The sequence below is a fragment of the Pontibacter chinhatensis genome, from assembly GCF_900113285.1.
Lineage (GTDB): Bacteria > Bacteroidota > Bacteroidia > Cytophagales > Hymenobacteraceae > Pontibacter > Pontibacter chinhatensis.
Genome location: NZ_FOOT01000003.1, coordinates 452,323 through 468,544 on the forward strand (window position 1 = coordinate 452,323; position 16,222 = coordinate 468,544).

General features: G+C 54.0%; 13 protein-coding genes. 4 read left to right on the top strand and 9 right to left on the bottom strand.

From position 1 onward, the window contains the following. Positions 1–26 precede the first annotated feature (26 nt). On the bottom strand, positions 27–1,415 hold the full coding sequence (gene dgt / locus BM040_RS11120) for a dGTP triphosphohydrolase (RefSeq protein ID WP_092101111.1): 1,389 nt from the start codon (positions 1,413–1,415) through the stop codon (positions 27–29). Positions 1,416–1,431: 16 nt separating this feature from the next. Continuing rightward, positions 1,432–2,304, bottom strand: a complete 873-nt coding sequence (locus BM040_RS11125; RefSeq protein WP_092101113.1) for a DUF3667 domain-containing protein — start codon at positions 2,302–2,304, stop codon at positions 1,432–1,434. Positions 2,305–2,924: 620 nt separating this feature from the next. Between BM040_RS11125 and BM040_RS11130 the strand changes: the two genes are divergently transcribed. Beyond that, positions 2,925–3,395, top strand: a complete 471-nt coding sequence (locus tag BM040_RS11130) for an Hsp20/alpha crystallin family protein (protein WP_092101115.1) — start codon at positions 2,925–2,927, stop codon at positions 3,393–3,395. A 95-nt stretch (positions 3,396–3,490) separates the two neighbouring features. Here BM040_RS11130 and BM040_RS11135 read toward each other — a convergent pair whose 3' ends face one another. The 6 genes from BM040_RS11135 to BM040_RS11160 form a co-directional block, all read right to left on the bottom strand. Then, positions 3,491–5,620 carry a T9SS type A sorting domain-containing protein gene (locus BM040_RS11135; RefSeq protein ID WP_092101117.1) on the bottom strand — a complete coding sequence of 710 codons (2,130 nt, stop codon included), beginning with the start codon at positions 5,618–5,620 and terminating at the stop codon, positions 3,491–3,493. 191 nt (positions 5,621–5,811) lie between these two features. Then, positions 5,812–7,761: a M56 family metallopeptidase gene (locus BM040_RS11140; RefSeq protein ID WP_092101119.1), complete on the bottom strand. Its 1,950-nt coding sequence runs from the start codon at positions 7,759–7,761 to the stop codon at positions 5,812–5,814. Next, positions 7,758–8,147: a BlaI/MecI/CopY family transcriptional regulator gene (locus BM040_RS11145; RefSeq protein WP_092101121.1), complete on the bottom strand. Its 390-nt coding sequence runs from the start codon at positions 8,145–8,147 to the stop codon at positions 7,758–7,760. Before BM040_RS11145 ends, BM040_RS11140 begins: the two co-directional genes overlap by 4 nt. Positions 8,148–9,244: 1,097 nt before the next feature. Continuing rightward, positions 9,245–10,027 carry a TPM domain-containing protein gene (locus tag BM040_RS11150; protein ID WP_092101123.1) on the bottom strand — a complete coding sequence of 261 codons (783 nt, stop codon included), beginning with the start codon at positions 10,025–10,027 and terminating at the stop codon, positions 9,245–9,247. Between the two features lie 8 nt (positions 10,028–10,035). Next, on the bottom strand, positions 10,036–10,473 hold the full coding sequence (locus tag BM040_RS11155) for a TPM domain-containing protein (protein WP_092101125.1): 438 nt from the start codon (positions 10,471–10,473) through the stop codon (positions 10,036–10,038). A gap of 67 nt (positions 10,474–10,540) precedes the next feature. Then, complete coding sequence (locus BM040_RS11160; protein WP_092101127.1) at positions 10,541–11,119, bottom strand: LemA family protein; 579 nt, start codon at positions 11,117–11,119, stop codon at positions 10,541–10,543. 219 nt (positions 11,120–11,338) lie between these two features. On the opposite strand from BM040_RS11160, the gene BM040_RS11165 reads away from it, so the two are divergent. Further along, on the top strand, positions 11,339–12,340 hold the full coding sequence (locus tag BM040_RS11165; protein ID WP_092101129.1) for a sugar phosphate nucleotidyltransferase: 1,002 nt from the start codon (positions 11,339–11,341) through the stop codon (positions 12,338–12,340). 108 nt (positions 12,341–12,448) lie between these two features. Here BM040_RS11165 and BM040_RS11170 read toward each other — a convergent pair whose 3' ends face one another. Beyond that, the gene (locus BM040_RS11170; protein WP_175491044.1) at positions 12,449–13,078 is read right to left on the bottom strand and encodes a 2OG-Fe(II) oxygenase; all 630 of its coding nucleotides are present in this window, start codon (positions 13,076–13,078) and stop codon (positions 12,449–12,451) included. A 286-nt stretch (positions 13,079–13,364) separates the two neighbouring features. On the opposite strand from BM040_RS11170, the gene BM040_RS11180 reads away from it, so the two are divergent. Continuing rightward, positions 13,365–15,548, top strand: a complete 2,184-nt coding sequence (locus tag BM040_RS11180) for a prolyl oligopeptidase family serine peptidase (protein WP_092101135.1) — start codon at positions 13,365–13,367, stop codon at positions 15,546–15,548. Positions 15,549–15,712: 164 nt separating this feature from the next. Then, the gene (locus tag BM040_RS11185) at positions 15,713–16,171 is read left to right on the top strand and encodes a hypothetical protein (RefSeq protein ID WP_092101137.1); all 459 of its coding nucleotides are present in this window, start codon (positions 15,713–15,715) and stop codon (positions 16,169–16,171) included. Positions 16,172–16,222 lie beyond the last annotated feature (51 nt).

Below are 16,222 nucleotides of genomic sequence, written 5' to 3' on the forward strand. Positions count from 1 at the left end.
ACGAATTATGATTAAATAAAGATACTTTAGTACATCCTAGGCAATTCAATACCCTTTATCTTGCGGTACAGGCCCAAAGCTGCCTGGTCGGTGAGGCTGGTCACGAAGTCGCAGATGTGGAGGATGCGCTCATAGTCTGTCGTCCCTTCCGGGAGCTGCAGGTAGTGCGGTGGGATAAGTGCAGCCAGCTTGCGGTGGTGCCTGGACTCGGGCTTGAACACGGCTTTTATACCCGCATCTAGCAAACCTCCCAGCACCTCAAAACCAGCAGCCTCAATCTCCAGCACCGGGCGGTTCTGGTAAATCAGCCGGATGGATAGGTCCTTGATTTCGTCCAGTACAGGCTTGCTGCTTACCTCATTTATGAGCGGCTTGTCGTACGTGCCGGCGAGCATCGCCTCCTCGTGCTGCAGGAAGATGGCGGTGGTCTCTTCAATCAGCTTGTTAATGATGCGCGCCCGCAGGTAGCCGATTTCCTCTTTCCAGTCGTAAAAAGTGAGGCTGGATTTGCGGTTGGGGTCGTCGTTGAGGATTTGGCGGAGCAGGTTCATGCCCTGTTCCTGCGGCACCAACCCCAGCTTCAGGCCGTCCTCAAAATCAATGATGCGGTAGCAGATGTCGTCGGCGGCCTCTACCAGGAAAGCCAGCGGGTGGCGGTGGTAAAACACCTCGCCGACCTGTCCCTTCTTCAGTAGCCCTAATTCCTGCGCAATGGTATTGAACCAGGCTTTCTCCGTCTGGAAGAAGCCATACTTCTTCTCGCTCGTATTTTTGGTGCCGGCCACCTTAGGCAGCGACTCCTTCGGATACTTCGTGAATGTGGCTAGCGTGGTGTAGGTCAGGCTGAGGCCGCTGTGCGTCACACCTTCAGGTAATTGGCAGTGCGCCGGGTACGTATAAGTAAGCACCCGGAAGCCGGCGGCATTGCCCTCGTAGCTGTATAGATCTGCTCTTTCAGCATCCGTCAGGTTTTGCAGGTATGGCTGTGCTTCATCACTCTGGAAGTAAGCAGAGATGGCATCCTCGCCGGAGTGCCCAAAAGGCGGGTTGCCAATGTCGTGGGCCAGGCAGGCGGCAGCCACCACATCCCCAAAATCAGCCTCCTGTATGTTTTTCTCCTCTGCCAGGATGGGGTTTCGCTCGAGTATACTTTTGCCTACGATGCGGCCCAGCGAGCGGCCCACCACCGAGGCTTCCAGGCTGTGGGTCAGGCGGGTGTGCACAAAGTCGCTCTCGGGCATGGGCATCACCTGTGTTTTGTTCTGTAACCTCCTAAAGGCCGAGGAAAACACAATGCGGTCGTAGTCGCGCTGAAATTCGCCCCGCACCGACTCATCGGAAGTATACTTTTTGTCAGTTGTCTCGAAGCGTTTTTTGGAGAGAAGCTTATCCCAGGAAAGTGTAGTTTCAGGCATGTCAGACAAGTATAAATTAAGTGAGCAGCACACTTACCGCCACGTTTCCGAGTAGGGCAATGAGCAGGCAGAACAAATAAACCAGCGTAAGGGGCAGGAACGTAAGCAGTGTTTTAAGATAACTCTGCTTATACACGCGCCGCATGGCAAGATACGCATAAACGGCGGTAATCAGTAGCACCACCGCAAAGAGGTCCACGTGCTCCGGCAGGATAAACTTGAGCGCCAGGTATACGGTGAACAGCATAAAGAAAAACGAGTGCATGTGGATGGAGAACATAAGGTGCTCCACGTAATTGCGCTGTAGCCTTCGGTAAAACAGGTAGAGCAGGTACCCGAACAGCGGCATAAGCAGAAACATCATAAAAGAAATGTTCTTGATTATCTTTTCGCGCAGCTGCTTGCTGTTCAGCTCCGGACTCTGTGCCCGCTCTAACAGCTCCGCCATACTTTCATTCGTCACAGCCCCGCCTATGCTGGTCCGCAGGGAATCCAGTTCGGCCATCGCTTCCCTTTCCTCCGGGCCCATTTGCTCCAGCCTGTCCGACGCGTTTAAATCCACCTGCATGGCACTAGGGCTGATGGCCAGCGTGAAGAAAAACACCAGGCTGATGAACACATACAGCCGGAAGGGTGGCACATAGGAGGCGCGCTGTCCAAGTATAAACTTCTCGGTCAGCAGGCCGGGCTTAAACAGCAGGTACTTCAAGGTTACCCAGAACTTGGCGTCGTAGTGCAGGGTGCCCTCCAGAAACTCCTCCACCAGGTGCTTTACCGGCACATTCAGGTCGTGGTTCTCCTGGCCGCAGTTGGGGCAGTAGTTGTTTACCTCCTCAAAGATATAGCCGCAGTTAGGGCACTGCGTAAGCTTACGTCGTCTCTTTTGCATGGCTTTCCTTGGGCGTGCTGGTTTATTTTAAAATTTATATTAAAAATATACGATTTCACCATCATATTCCTGTGGTATAGTCGGGCTATTCGAGATAAATTTTTTTGAAAAACGCCCTACCTTTGTTCAAGCTGATGTGACAAAACGCAAATTCTTTGGCTATCCTATTGTGCGTTTAAACTCTACAATCGCACTCTGCACCTTAGATGCGTGTTAAAACTGCCTGTTTTCTGATGTAACAAAGTGCACTCCGAATGCCTTGTGTTATAAGAATAGTGCGTGCACTTTTGTGCCATCGTTCATAGTCTTTTCCAAGCTTAGAAAACCCTTAATACTCCAACCAACAAAAGTGGCAGAAAGGCTTGGCAGTAATTTCTTCCATGTGCTACACAAAGCACCTGCCTGAGCCAACGCCACAGCCCCTGAAAAGGCAGGCAGCAGTAGTTTCCCCAGACTATAAGCTGCCTGCCTTTTTACTTTTCTAACGGCAGCTGCACCCCCTCTACCTCCCCTGCTTTGGCACAACGTATCCTATACGGGCCCGTAAATATTAATGGCAAAAGCCAAAGTTTTGTGGTATAAGTTTAGTTTTATAAACATAAGTAAAGGAGGCAAGAACTATGGCAAACTTAATGTCCAGGAGAAACAAGGGGAGCATGACGCCTACCCGCTCCGTTTTCTCAGATTTATTCAGCGATGTGGATCGCTTCTTCGACACTGACTTCTGGGGTATACCCTCGCGTGTGGGCCCGCAGATGATGGCGAATATGCCTGCTACCAATATCCGCGAAAACGAGAAAGACTTTAGCATTGAGTTGGCCGTGCCAGGCATGAAAAAGGATGACTTTAACATCGATGTGCACAACAACATGCTTACCATCAGCTGCGAGCGGGAGGAGGAGAACAAGGAAAATGAGGAGAACTTTATGCGCCGCGAGTATAACTACAGCTCCTTTAGCCGCTCTTTCCGGCTGCCAGAGACCGTGAAGGAGCAGGATATAAAGGCCAGCTATAAGGATGGCGTGCTACACGTGCTGGTGCCCAAGGGCGGAGCTGATGAAAAACCAGGCCGCAGAATAAAAATTGATTAAAAGAAACCGATAACAAAGTATAAAGGAAAGCAAACAGGGCGGCCGGGGAATACACCCCGGCCGCCCTGTTTTTGTATTTGCCAAAGCCAAACCTGCTACAGCACCATGATGCGCTCAGTGCCGTTTCTGCCCCCTTCTTTCCATTTCAGGAAGTATATACCAGCGGCCAGGCCTTGCAGGTCAATGTTGTAGGCGCTGGTGCCGGAGCTGAAGCTAAGTTGGTAGCTCCGCACCTCCTGCCCCCTGGAATCATAAATCTGCACCGTCATGTTGCCCGAGCGGCTTACCAAATAGCTTAGGGTGAGTTGCGTGTTGCCGCCGCCAATCGGGTTAGGGTAGTAGCGCAGCACCCGCAAATCGGCAGGGTTTACCACCACCACCCGGGGCGAGAAGGCAGGGTCTCCGCTGTTGTAGATGACCTCCAGGCGGTAATAAAATTGGTTCCGTAGCGGATCCGGATCAGTGAAAGTGTAATCCAGGTCGTTGTTACTCGGACCTCTGGCGGCTACAGTGCCTATACTTTCCCAGGTTACACCATCCTGACTGCGTTGCACGATGTATTCCCGCACCTGCTGTTCTCCCCGGCTCGTCCAGATGACCTGTACGGCGTTAGAAGAGTTAAACTGCGCCTCCAGTGTCAGGATTTCAGGGGCCAGGTTACATTCTCCGTTCGGGTTGGGTACCATGGGGGGCTCGTTACAGCTGTTCTCGCCGGCGCTTTTTTCCATGATCAGGTTAGCACCCCTGATGTCAAGCTGGCTCAGGTCGCGCTCAAGCCGGGAGCTTTCGATGGCATAGAACATCACAGCGCGCTCCAGGTTCACGTGGCCCAGCTGGTGGGCATGCCCCAGCTCGTGCAATATCACGGTTTCGAAGTCGAACTGCCGTGAGCCTGGCCCGCCGGGACCATACTGCCAGTCGATGTCGCTGTTTATCTCCATGTCAAACTCCGACACCCAGAACAGCGTGTCGTTGGTGACGCGGCTGGCGCAGCCTTCGTAGCGGCTGATGGTACGTGCCAGTACCTGCTCTCCCACCGTGGACTGCGAGGCGAACCGCACCACAGAAAAACCGTCGTCGGAGGCGGTATTGCGGCTGGTGAGTCCACCAATCGTCCAGTTTATCTGAGACACGCAAACCCACGTATTAACCGCCCTTCTGAACCCCTCCTTGGCGGCCAGGCGACTTTCCATACTTTCAGAGTAATAGATGGTATAGCCGCCGGCCCCGTTCTGGTTGGTAAGTATGGGGCGGAAAGACTTGTTGTCAAAATCGATGTTGGAATAGGCGAACTCTAAGATGATGGGATCCAACGTGGTAAAAGAACTGCCGTCGTTGGTGGTAACCCTGATGGTGCCGGAGCCAGCGGTGCCCTCGTCCTGCATCACCGAAGGAATGTACATGGTGATGCGGGTGTTGCTCCACGAGATATACTCTGATGGAAGCGGCTTCACGAAGGTCTGGCCACCGTCATCCGCGTTTCTGAACTCCACAAAGCCATTGCCGCGGCTGCTGCCAAAGCCTGTGCCGGTTATGGTAAGCACAGTGCCTGTGCCGGCGCTGGCCACCTTCGGCGAGAAGTTGGTAACCACCGGGGCCATCACGCTTTGCCCCTGCTGCTGCGCGTTTTGCGTGGAGGCGGCCTTCAGCCGCTGGTTTTCGGAAACAATACGGAACTGCTGCCCTGTTCTCTCGCTCACCGCCTTATAAAGCTCCTGCACGCTGTTATACCTGTCGAACACGCCGTTGGCGGTGCGGTCTGCAATGTTGTAACGCACAAGGCCCTGCTCGCTCGCGTAGGCGCGGGTACTCAGGAGCAGGTTGCCGGGGGTGCGCTGCAGCAACTGCTGGCGCTTGAGGAAAAACAGGCCCTGCTGGCCCTTCTTTAGCTTCAGGGCAGTGGAGAAAACGTGCTTTTTCAGGCCTACGGTGCCGCCCTCAGTAATTACCTCCAGCTCCTCGGCCCGCACTTCCCCTTTAAAGGACTTGTATACTTTAATGATGTTGGAAGTATAAATGTTTTCCTGGCGGGCGTCCCAGAAAGACTCCTGCCTGATAACCTCGCCCTCTACCACCATCTCAGCCTGCTGCACCCGCTCCTGCAGCGATACCGGGATCATGTGCTGGGTGTCGGAGGCAAAAGCCGGGACAGAAATGAGCAGAAGAAGCAGCAAAACACGCAAAATACGGTGCCATGCCTGGTGCAGCGGAAACATGTTAGCCATAAAGTTAGGTATGGGTGATGACAGTTTGTAAAACGGCATTTAGGCCAATACGCTACTTACGCAAAACTCCCTGTAAAGGGATATATATGCGAGCTGTAAGATATAACCCGCATCCTGTTTAAAAAAGCAAAGCCTGCCTTTTGTCTTCAAAGGCAGGCTTTGTTTGGTTGCTTATACTTCAGGCAGGGGGCTTACTCTTTGTCGGGGTGGAGCCACTTTTTATACTTGTCGTATACTTTCTGCGGCTGCTTTTTGCCGTTGATAAAGAACTCGCCGTTGTTTATCTGGATGTTGAGGTTGCTGCTGTCGTTCTCGATCAGCCCGTCCTTCACCAGCTCCTCCTTCATCTGGCGCATGTTCTCCATGTGCTTCTGGCGGCGTTCAGCCATCTCTTCCCTGCGCACTTCCAACTCAGCGCGGCGTTCCTCCAGCTCGTGTTGGCGCGCTTCCAGTCGGGCTCGCATTTCCTCGGTTCTGTGCTTGTCTCGGTTGACCATGATTCTCAGGCTGTCTTGCCCTATACGTCTCACCACCACTTCCCGTTCATACTTTTTCATGGCCTCTCCTACCTCTTTCTCATAGCGCTTCATCTCCTCCTGGTACTGCTTCATCTCGCGCTCGTAAGCCTTCTTCTCCTTCTCGCTTGCTCCGGCAGGCGGTGCTGGTGGGGCTGGAGGAGCCGGTGGAGCTGGCACTGGCGGTAAAGGAGCCTCAGGTGGAGGAGGTGGCAGCGGTGGCTCCCCGTCTCCGTCAAGCTTTCTTATAATCACCCGCTCTTCCCAGATGGCTGGCCGTGGCCTGTTCACGATGGCCTCGCGTTCCTCCTGCATGAGCACCTCTACCTCTTCGCGTGTGGCTTCGGGGGCATTGTTTGTGGCCTGCAGGCGCTGGTCTATCAGGTCCTTGTACTGGTTTATGTCTTTTTTAGGGATGCGCTTGCCATCCACATAGAGCTCTTTTACCTTGCCTTTTTTGTTGGTGATGATGACGATGTTGCGGTTGTTGCCCTGCCCATCCTGTGCGGTGTAGCTGATGGCTTCGCTAGGCTCGGCAGTGTCATCGGTAACTGCGGCTGTTTTATTTTCCGGTTGCTTGAGCTGTTCTGCTGCCAATGGCTTTTTCTCGGCCACCGCCCCCAAGGAGAGCGCCAGCATACCCACCACCAGCACCAGGCCAGCGGCGAAACCCTCGGTAAAGGTCGGCTTCAGTGGTTGCCCCACCAGGCGTTTAATGCGACTCATAAGCGAGCCTTGGCGGCCCGAAAAAGCCACCGCCATACTTGGGGCGGCCGGCATGCGCATGGCCTCCAACTCGGTTAGGGCGCGGGCATAGGTGAGGGAGTCGCCGCAAAGGGCCACGGCCATATCATCGCAGCAGTGCTCGCGCTCGGCACGCACCACCCCTGATACCCACCACATCGCCGGGTGGTAAAAGTATAGCATATCCACCACCGACTGCAGCAGGTTGAGCAGGTAATCCTTGCGGAGGATGTGGGCCAGCTCATGGGCAAGTATAGCCTCCACCTGTGCCTGTGTCAGGCCGGTTACAGCGCCAATGGGCAGCAGAATGACAGGCTTGGCTACGCCTATGGCCATCGGCACCTGCACCAGCGCCGACTCAGCCAGGCGCACCGCCTGCGACACGCCCAGGCGCCGGCGCAGGATGTCCAGCTGCTGCTGCCACTGCTGGCCCAGATCAGAAATTCTATGGTAGCGCAGGCGCCTGCAATAGGCCAGGCCACCCATAAAGCGCAACGCCATCAGCGTAAGGCCCAGCAACCACAGCGTCACCAGCAACGGCAGGTGCTGCTCAAAGTATACTTGCACTGCTCCGAGCGGGTTAGCCCAGAAAGAGGCTGCTTGTGTGGCAGCAGGTGTTTCTACCGCAAAATTCATACTCTGCGCTACCGCCACATTGGCCTTGCCAAAGTATAACGCAAATGTGCCCACCGACAGCAGCAGCTGCAGCAGCATAGCTCCGCAGGCAATCGCATAGCGGGTTTGGGCCGGGTGGCGCTGCAACAGCACCAAGAGCAGGCTCAGGAGCAGCGCCACAAAGGCGCCCTGCCACAGCGCGTGCAGCAGTGTCCAGCCGAGGGCGCTTACCAGCCCCTCCGGCAACAGGTTTTCGATCAGGTTCATTTGGCGCCTCCTTCCAGTTTATCTAACAGGTCCCGGATTTCATCAAGCTCTTCTTTAGACGTGCGGCTGTTGCCGAGGGCCTGCATCACCAGCTTGCTGGCTGAGCCCCGGAAAGCCGTATCAAGAAAGCGGTTGAGTAGTTGCTGCTGGGTGTCCTCCTCCTGCAGCAGTGGCTTAAAAATGTGCGAGCGGCTCGATTTATCGGCCTCCAGCATGCCCTTCTCCGTCATCAGCTGCATGATTTTGAGGGTGGTGGTGTAACCGGCGTCTTTGGTCTTGCTTAGCTCCTCGTGCACAAAGCGGACAGTGCTGGGGCCATACTGCCACAGCACCTGCAGTATCTCCAGCTCGGCTTCGGTGGGTTTAGGGGTTTGTGATAAGGTCATAAGATTGAAGGTGTTAGGTGGTTCTGAATTTGTTTACTACAAGTATATACGAATGGTTTCGTAATACAAAGTTTTATTTACGATTTTTTTCGTAGGTAAGGGAGGAGTTGGGGAAGAAGGGGCTTTAGGTGTGTGGGAGATGAGGGAAGTTTGAAGGGGTTTAAGGGATTAGTGACTTCTGCTCAGCTTGATACAGATCCTTCGCTGGCGCGAGTTTGCAACTCGTGCCTACTTATGATGTTGGGTTTGCAACCCAACTGGCTTGAAAAGTCAGACTTTAAAGCTGAGTTATACTTTTATACTTTGCTGGCTTATACTTCTATAGCCACTGCTTCCTGCAACTTGATGCAAGCTATCCTTGCTAGCCACCGTTCATCCTCCGGCCTTACATACCTATTGTTGCATCTATACTTTCTGCCCTCCCAGGCCGGGAGGCCTCGTTTTCCCGCTCAGCGCTGTGTTCCCTCCTGCCCTCGTGCCTCGGGCTGCCCTTGACGGGCACCGGATCTCACAAGGCGCCTCCCAGAAAAACTGGGAACAGAATCGATAGCCGCTGCCTTTGATGTCATCTCGACCATCGGGAGAGATCTGTTTAGGATTCCCGATTGATCTCTCGCGCAGCTCGAGATGACAGGGGAAGGAGTAAGTATAATTCCCCTCTTGTGGACTAGCCAAAACGAGAGTTTTGAGCTAGCGAGCGTAGCTCTCAGGGGTGGGTTTATACTTTGTAGGGACAGGTCGCGACCTGTCCGTGCGAGAACTGACGCTATGAAACTTATGCTTCAGCATCAGTAATAACAGGCTCCCCTCCTTGGCTAAGGAGGGGCAGGGGTGGTTGGACCCGGTGTTGCAAAACGCAATTTAGTATCCAAGAGAGGGGAAAACTCCCCACCTCTAGGTTAAGTAAAGTGTGAGTTTTGGGCTAGCCAGCACAGCTTTGAGGGGTAGATTTATACTTTGTAGAGACAGGATGAGTGACCGAACCAGTCGTGAAGCAGATGCCTGCACCAGCGCAGGCTGCTTATCCCAAAAGAAAAACCGGTCAGCGGCGGAGTATACTTTGCCACTGACCGGTTGCTTATACTTTATCTTATACTTTACCAGTTGCTGCTGGCGCCGCCGCCGCCGAAGGAGCCTCCTCCGAAGCCACCGAAGCCACCGCCTCCACCTCCGAAGCCTCCCCCGCCTCCGAAGATACCACCGCCGGAGCGGAAGGTGCCGAAGCCGCCTGGGATGATAACTGGTCCTCCGAAGGTGCGGGCATAACGCCTGCCTCCTCTGCCGCCGCCTCCGCCGCCCATCTTGGAAAGTATAATCACTACCACAATCACCAGAATGATAAAGAAAAGGATGCCCGGGCCACCACCGCCCTCACCCATCTGCGAAGGATCTGCCTGGTATGCGCCACTAGCCAGTTCTATAATTAGGGTTGTAGCCTGATCGAGGCCCTGGTAAAACTGCCCCTGCGAAAAAGCTGGCTTCAGGGTGCGCTCGGTAATGCGCTTGGCAATTGCGTCGGGGATATACTCCTCCAGTCCGTAGCCGGTTTGGATGGTAACGGTGCGCTCCTCTTTTGACACAAGTATAACAATGCCGTTGTCATACTTGCCGGCGCCTACGCCCCAAAGTTCACCCAGTTCTGCGGCATACTGATTGGGGTCGTAGCCTCCTGTGGAGGTAACGAGCACCACGGCTATCTGGGTAGAGGTGGTGTCGGCGTAGTTTACCAGTTTCTGCTCCAGGGCCTGCTCCTCCTGCGGGCTAAGCATGTCCGCGTAGTCGTTTACCAAGCGGTCAGACTTGGGCGGAAAATCACTGTTTTGCGCAAAGGCTGTAAGGCTCAGGAGGCAGAAGTATAGAAAAAGAGGAAAGTGCTTCATAAGTATACTTATTCTCCGAAGGAGACGTCGTCGCTCAGTTCATTGGTGTCGGTGTGGCGGTCGTAGGGGAAGTGCGCCTGCAGCTGCTGGCCGGCCATGCGGATGCCGCACGCCAGGCCCTCGGCATACTTTTGTTGCTTAAAGTGCTTTATCACCTCGGCCGTAATGTCCTCCCAGAAATGGTCGTGCACAGTGGCGTTGATGCCCGCATCGCCCAGCACCGCAAACTGATGGTCTTCCAGGGCAATGTAGAACAGCACACCGTTGCGTTGTTCGGTCTGGTGCATGTGCAGCTCGGCAAATATCTCGGTGGCGCGGTCCAGCACGTCCTTGTCGCAGTTGCTCTCCACGTGCACCCGTATTTCACCAGAGGTTTTCTGCTCAGCCTCCTGTATGGCAGCCGTTATGATTTTCTCGTCGGCGGGCGTTATGACGTCTCTAGGCATAGGTTTGATTGTTGATAGTTAATTGTTGTTAGTGCTCAGAAAACAATCAGCAACTAACAATCAGCAATTAAAACTCCACCGTTGGGGCTTGCTGGGCGCTGGCTTCTGCCTCAAAATAGCCTTTCTTCTCGAAGTCGAACATGCCGGCTATAAAGTTGCGCGGGAAGGAGCGGATATAGGAGTTGTAATCCTGCACCGACTCGTTAAACTTGCGCCGCTCTACGGAAATCCTATTTTCAGTGCCCTCCAGCTGCGCCTGCAGCTCCAGGAAGTTCTGGTTGGCCTTCAGCTCGGGGTATCTCTCCACGGATACAAGCAGGCGGCTCAGTGCGCTGCTCAGTTCGCCCTGCGCCTGCTGGAAACGCTCGATATTCTCAGGAGTAAGATTGTCGGGACTGATGTTGACGCTGGTAGCCTTGGCGCGGGCCTCTATCACCCGGGTCAGGGTCTCCTGCTCGAAGTTAGCAGCGCCCTTCACGGTGTTCACCAGGTTAGGAATCAGGTCAGCACGTCGCTGGTAGGCGTTCTGCACGTTGGCCCACTGTGCCTCCACGTTCTCATCTTTCTGCACCATAGTATTGTAGCCGCACGATGAGAGCGAGCTGATCATGATAAATCCGATAAAGTAAAGAAACAGTCTTTTCATGGTTTTGATGTGTTTTTCAACTATACGCTTTTTGTGCCCCCAGGGCGATATGAGTACGAATTTAGCAAATGCTTGTTAGATAGCCGGGATAATTATCGAATAATTAGAATACATAGATATGTGCAGGAGGTGAAAAAGCGTGTAAAAGTATGGCTGTTACTCCTTGACAGCCTTTACATTGAGGGCCGAATTCAATATATTGCAGGAAATGTATAGTGGATGAAAGCAATTATACCTGTAGCTGGCGTTGGTTCTAAGCTTCGTCCGCACACATACACCCAACCCAAATCGCTGGTACCTGTAGCCGACAATACCATCCTGGGCCATATCATAGATAAGCTGCTGGAGGCAGGCATCACGGACTTTGTCTTTATCATCGGTTACCTGGGCGAGAAGGTGGAGCGCTACGTGCGGCAGAAGTACCCGCAGGCCAGGGCAGAGTTTGTCGTGCAGGAGCCACGCGAGGGGCTGGGACATGCGCTCTGGATAGCCCGCCATACTTACGAGCAGGAAGAAAGTATCCTTATCATGCTTGGCGATGCGATTGTGGACGTGGACCTAACCCCCATTATAGAGGCTCCCTACTCTGTGCTGGGCGTGAAAAAGGTAGCCAAGCCTTCCTTGTTCGGGGTTACAGAGATGGGCCACGATGATTTTGTGGTGAAAGTGGTGGAGAAGCCCAAGATCCCGAAGTCGAACTTTGCGCTGGTAGGGCTCTACAAGATCATGCACCCGCAGAAACTGCTCGTTTCGCTACAGCACATCATCACAGAGGATCTGAGAACGCAGGGCGAGTACCACCTGACCGACGCGCTGATGCACATGATTAAGAACGGGGAGAAAATGGTGCCCTGGAGCGTGGATCACTGGTTTGACTGCGGCCGCAAGGAAACGCTGCTGGAGGCAAACGCCACCCTGCTCAGCCGCCCCAGGTTCCGCGACCGCGATTATAGCCAGCTTTGCCCGGGCAGCATCATCGTTCCGCCGGTAAGTATAGGCGAGGGCTGCGTCATCACCAACTCTATCATCGGGCCCAACGTGGCCATCGGCGACAATACCACCGTCACTAACTGCGTGCTCAGCAACTCCATCATCGGTTCCTACTCCGAGCTGCGCTTTGCCGTTATGCACGACTCCATCATCGGCAGCGATGCCTCCTTCAAAGGCTTCAGCCACAGCCTCAACATCGGCGACAGCACCGAGATTAATTTCGGGCAGTGATTTCTTGACAAAGGGCATTGTGACAAAGGACAAAAGACTGATTTTAGTAACTCTTTAGTCCTTAGTCATAAAGTCTATTGTCCTGGGTCGTGCTATTTGGTATGGCTTCTACAAAAACGTCAGCTCGTTCAACTGGTCCAGCATCCAGCCAGTGAGGCTGTAGCGGTGGCGGGTGGCGGCCAGTACCTCGTGCGGAATCAGGTCGGCGCGGAAGCAGGCCAGGCGGCCGGCGATGGGCAGGATATCCACTTCTTCTTCGGTGCCGTCCTCCTGGGGCAAGTATAAACGCAGGTTACCGCCGTGCTCGGGCAGCCAATCCTCGTTCAGGTAGCAGATAAAAGAGAGGCGGCGGTGGTCGCTTTCCTTAAACTGGTCGATGTGGCGCTGGTACACGGTGCCCGGCGGGTACACCGTAAAGTGGAACTCGTAGTCCCGCAAACCCAGGAAGCAGGTGCGGTTAATGTAGCGCAGCAGCTCGTTCATGCGCTCGAGAAACACCTGAGTGGGCGGCAGCGCCTCAGACGGCTCAATCCAGCGGATATAATCGCCGCGCACCTCCTTGTCCACTACCACGCGGTCGGCAGAGCCGATGCCGGCCTTTTTAAAAGCCCCCTGTTCCTTGTGGAGAAGGAGCACGCCCAGCAGGTCGTTTACCTCCTGCTCCGTCAGGAAATTGTCAATGATGGCGTAGCCTTTGTCCGACAGCCTGTCGGCAATTTGTTCAAATTTCTGCAGCATTTTTTCGTCTTCCCACACCATACGCATACTTCAAAATCAGGTCTATGATTGATGCTTTCAACCTGCATACTGTAATTGTTGGCTGCAGTTCAGGAAAAAAGCCGACAAAAGTATAAACCAGCGGTTTCCCTGTAAAGAAATGAAGAAATTATTTTTATAATCGGCCATTTCCGGCGCGTAAGCCGCTTTAAGAGCCGGAGGCGTACACGGTTGTTGGCGTATTTTTTGTAACTTGTGTGCCGACTGCTCTAAAAGCACCTTAAACAATTTCCTGTAAAAGCTTTTTATGAAAAAGACAACAGTATTGCTGCTGGCCGGTGGCCTCACGGCTGCATCGGCATGCACCACCACCCAGAAAGACACAACTGCCACTGGCATGACGACAGAAACGACAGCGGCCGCCGCAGAGGAGGTACAGCTAAATTACCCTGAGACGAAGAAAGTTGACCACGTGGATGACTACCACGGCACCAAAGTAGCCGACCCGTACCGCTGGCTCGAAACCCACACCGAGGAGGTAGACAGCTGGATACAGGCACAGAATGAGGTAACGCAAAGCTACCTGGGCGATATCAATTTCCGCGACAACATCAAAAGCCGCCTGACCGAAATCTGGAACTACCCAAAGTATGGCGCTCCATTTAAGAAAGCCGGCAAATACTACTTCTATAAAAACGATGGCCTACAGAACCAGAGCGTGCTGTACGTGCAGGAAACCCTGGAGTCGGAGCCAAAAGTGTTCTTCGACCCGAACAAGCTGAGCTCGGACGGCACTGTGGCCCTGACGGCTTTCGCCTTCTCTAAGGATGGCAAGTACGTGGCAGTGGGCACCTCCAGCGGCGGCTCCGACTGGAACACCTACCAGGTGATGGACGCGGCTACCGGCAAAATGCTGAACGATAAGCTGGAGTGGGTGAAATTCTCTGGCCCAAGCTGGTACAAGGATGGCTTCTTCTACAGCCGCTACGATGCCCCTACCGAGGGTAACAAGCTGGCCAACAAGAACGAGTACCACAAAGTATACTACCACAAGGTAGGCACGCCGCAGAGCCAGGACCAACTCATCTACGAGGACAAGGCACACGCGCTGCGCAACTTCTACGGCCAAACTACCAACGATGAGCGCTTCCTGATCCTGAACGCGTCGGAAGGCGCGAGCGGAGCCAACGCGCTGTTCTACAAAGACCTCGCTGACCCGAAATCCACAATCAAACCAATTGTGGACAACTTCGAAAATGAGTACAACGTGGTGGATAACTTCGGCGACAAGCTGCTGGTGATGACCAATAAGAACGCGCCACGCTACCGCCTGGTGCTCATCGACCCGAAAAAACCACAGGAAGCTAACTGGAAAACCGTAGTACCGGAGTCGCAGAACGTGATCCGGGGCATCTCCACAGTGGGCGGACGCATCATCGTAACCTACATGAAAGACGCGGCCAGCCAGGTAGTGGTGTACGACCAGAGCGGTAAGCAGCTGAACACGGTTGAGCTGCCTACACTGGGCACGGTGAGCGGCTTCAGCGGCGACCAGAAAGACAAGGAGACGTTCTTCACGTTTACTTCTTTCACTTATCCGCCAACCATTTACCGCTACGACGTTCCGAGTAACAAAGTAAGCCTGTTCCGCAAGACAGAAGTAAATGTGGACACGGAAGCCTATGAAACGAAGCAGGTGTTCTATACTTCGAAGGACGGAACCAAGGTGCCGATGTTCATTGTGCACAAGAAAGGCCTGAAACTGGATGGCACTAACCCAACATACCTGTACGCTTACGGCGGCTTCAACATCTCCATGACGCCAAGCTTTAGCATCGCCAACATGCTGTGGCTGGAGAATGGTGGCGTGTACGCGATGCCGAACCTGCGCGGTGGCGGCGAGTATGGCGAGGAGTGGCACAAAGCCGGCATGACGCCAAACAAACAGAACGTGTTCGACGACTTCATTGCCGCTGCCGAGTACCTGATCGACCAAAAGTATACTTCCTCCGAGAAACTGGCTGTGGCTGGTGGCTCTAACGGTGGTCTGCTGGTAGGTGCCTTCATGACGCAGCGCCCGGAGCTGGCCAAAGTAGCCCTGCCTGCGGTAGGTGTAATGGACATGCTGCGCTTCCACAAGTTCACTATCGGTTGGGCGTGGGTGCCGGAGTATGGCTCTGCCGATAACGCTGCCCAGTTCGAGAACCTGTACCAGTTCTCCCCGCTGCACAACATTAAAGAAGGCGCGAAGTACCCAGCCACGATGGTGAAGACTGCTGACCACGACGACCGCGTAGTACCAGCGCACTCGTTCAAGTATATTTCGGAGCTGCAGGCCAAAGGTGCTCCGGGCAACCCCTACCTGATCCGCGTGGATGTGCGCGCAGGACACGGTGCCGGTAAGCCAACTTCGCTCGTGATCCAGGAGTGGGCTGATACCTACGCCTTCATCTACCAGAACATGGGCGTAAACCCATACCTGAACCAATAAGCTCAAGTATAAATCTGCCTTTATACTTTAAGCCGTGCCGCCCGCCTTGGGTGGTGCGGCTTTTTGCTTTCGAGGCAAAAACGAAACATAAGCCATGCAAAAACGCTATAGAGTTTTTTGTATATTTATAAGTGACTATAAAGCTGCAAGTATAAATTAGCCAGATGAGACCAGAGCAAGACAACACCGCAGGCCAGGACGAGCTGTACCTGGACGTAAGGCTGCTGAACAACCTCCACGACACGGCCAAGTGGGCGAGGGTGCTGGCTATACTTGGGTTTATACTTTCGGGCTTTGTGCTGGTGTTCGGGCTGTTTATGCAGCAAATACTTAAGTCGCCGGGGATAGAGGGGCGCGCCACCGACGTGGGCTTTTCGGGCTTTGCCATTGTGGTGTATGCCTTTGTGGCGCTCGTATACTTTTTCCCGTCGCTGTACCTGTATACCTTCGCTGGCCGGATGCAGCAGGGCGTGGAGCAGCGAAACCGGCAACTGGTGCACAAGGCGGTAAACAAACTCAAGATCCTCTTCAAGTTCATGGCCATCATGCTGGTGCTCTTTCTCCTGTTCTTCGGGCTGTCGCTGGGCATGCTGGCAACGGGTGTGTCGGAGCTGAGCTTTTAGAGAAACTATACGAGCGGCTCTTGTGGTGCTGGTGTGGTATAGATGGGAAGG

Excerpts from the sequence above, each read along its gene's own strand:
- BM040_RS11130 (WP_092101115.1), top strand. The coding sequence starts at position 2,925 with ATGGCAAACTTAATGTCCAGGAGAAACAAGGGGAGCATGACGCCTACC.
- BM040_RS11140 (WP_092101119.1), bottom strand. The coding sequence starts at position 7,761 with ATGAACCTGATCGAAAACCTGTTGCCGGAGGGGCTGGTAAGCGCCCTC.
- BM040_RS11155 (WP_092101125.1), bottom strand. The coding sequence starts at position 10,473 with ATGCCTAGAGACGTCATAACGCCCGCCGACGAGAAAATCATAACGGCT.
- BM040_RS11180 (WP_092101135.1), top strand. The coding sequence starts at position 13,365 with ATGAAAAAGACAACAGTATTGCTGCTGGCCGGTGGCCTCACGGCTGCA.
- BM040_RS11185 (WP_092101137.1), top strand. The coding sequence starts at position 15,713 with ATGAGACCAGAGCAAGACAACACCGCAGGCCAGGACGAGCTGTACCTG.
- BM040_RS11160 (WP_092101127.1), bottom strand. The coding sequence starts at position 11,119 with ATGAAAAGACTGTTTCTTTACTTTATCGGATTTATCATGATCAGCTCG.
- BM040_RS11150 (WP_092101123.1), bottom strand. The coding sequence starts at position 10,027 with ATGAAGCACTTTCCTCTTTTTCTATACTTCTGCCTCCTGAGCCTTACA.
- BM040_RS11165 (WP_092101129.1), top strand. The coding sequence starts at position 11,339 with ATGAAAGCAATTATACCTGTAGCTGGCGTTGGTTCTAAGCTTCGTCCG.
- BM040_RS11135 (WP_092101117.1), bottom strand. The coding sequence starts at position 5,620 with ATGGCTAACATGTTTCCGCTGCACCAGGCATGGCACCGTATTTTGCGT.
- BM040_RS11145 (WP_092101121.1), bottom strand. The coding sequence starts at position 8,147 with ATGACCTTATCACAAACCCCTAAACCCACCGAAGCCGAGCTGGAGATA.
- BM040_RS11170 (WP_175491044.1), bottom strand. The coding sequence starts at position 13,078 with ATGCTGCAGAAATTTGAACAAATTGCCGACAGGCTGTCGGACAAAGGC.
- BM040_RS11125 (WP_092101113.1), bottom strand. The coding sequence starts at position 2,304 with ATGCAAAAGAGACGACGTAAGCTTACGCAGTGCCCTAACTGCGGCTAT.
- dgt (WP_092101111.1), bottom strand. The coding sequence starts at position 1,415 with ATGCCTGAAACTACACTTTCCTGGGATAAGCTTCTCTCCAAAAAACGC.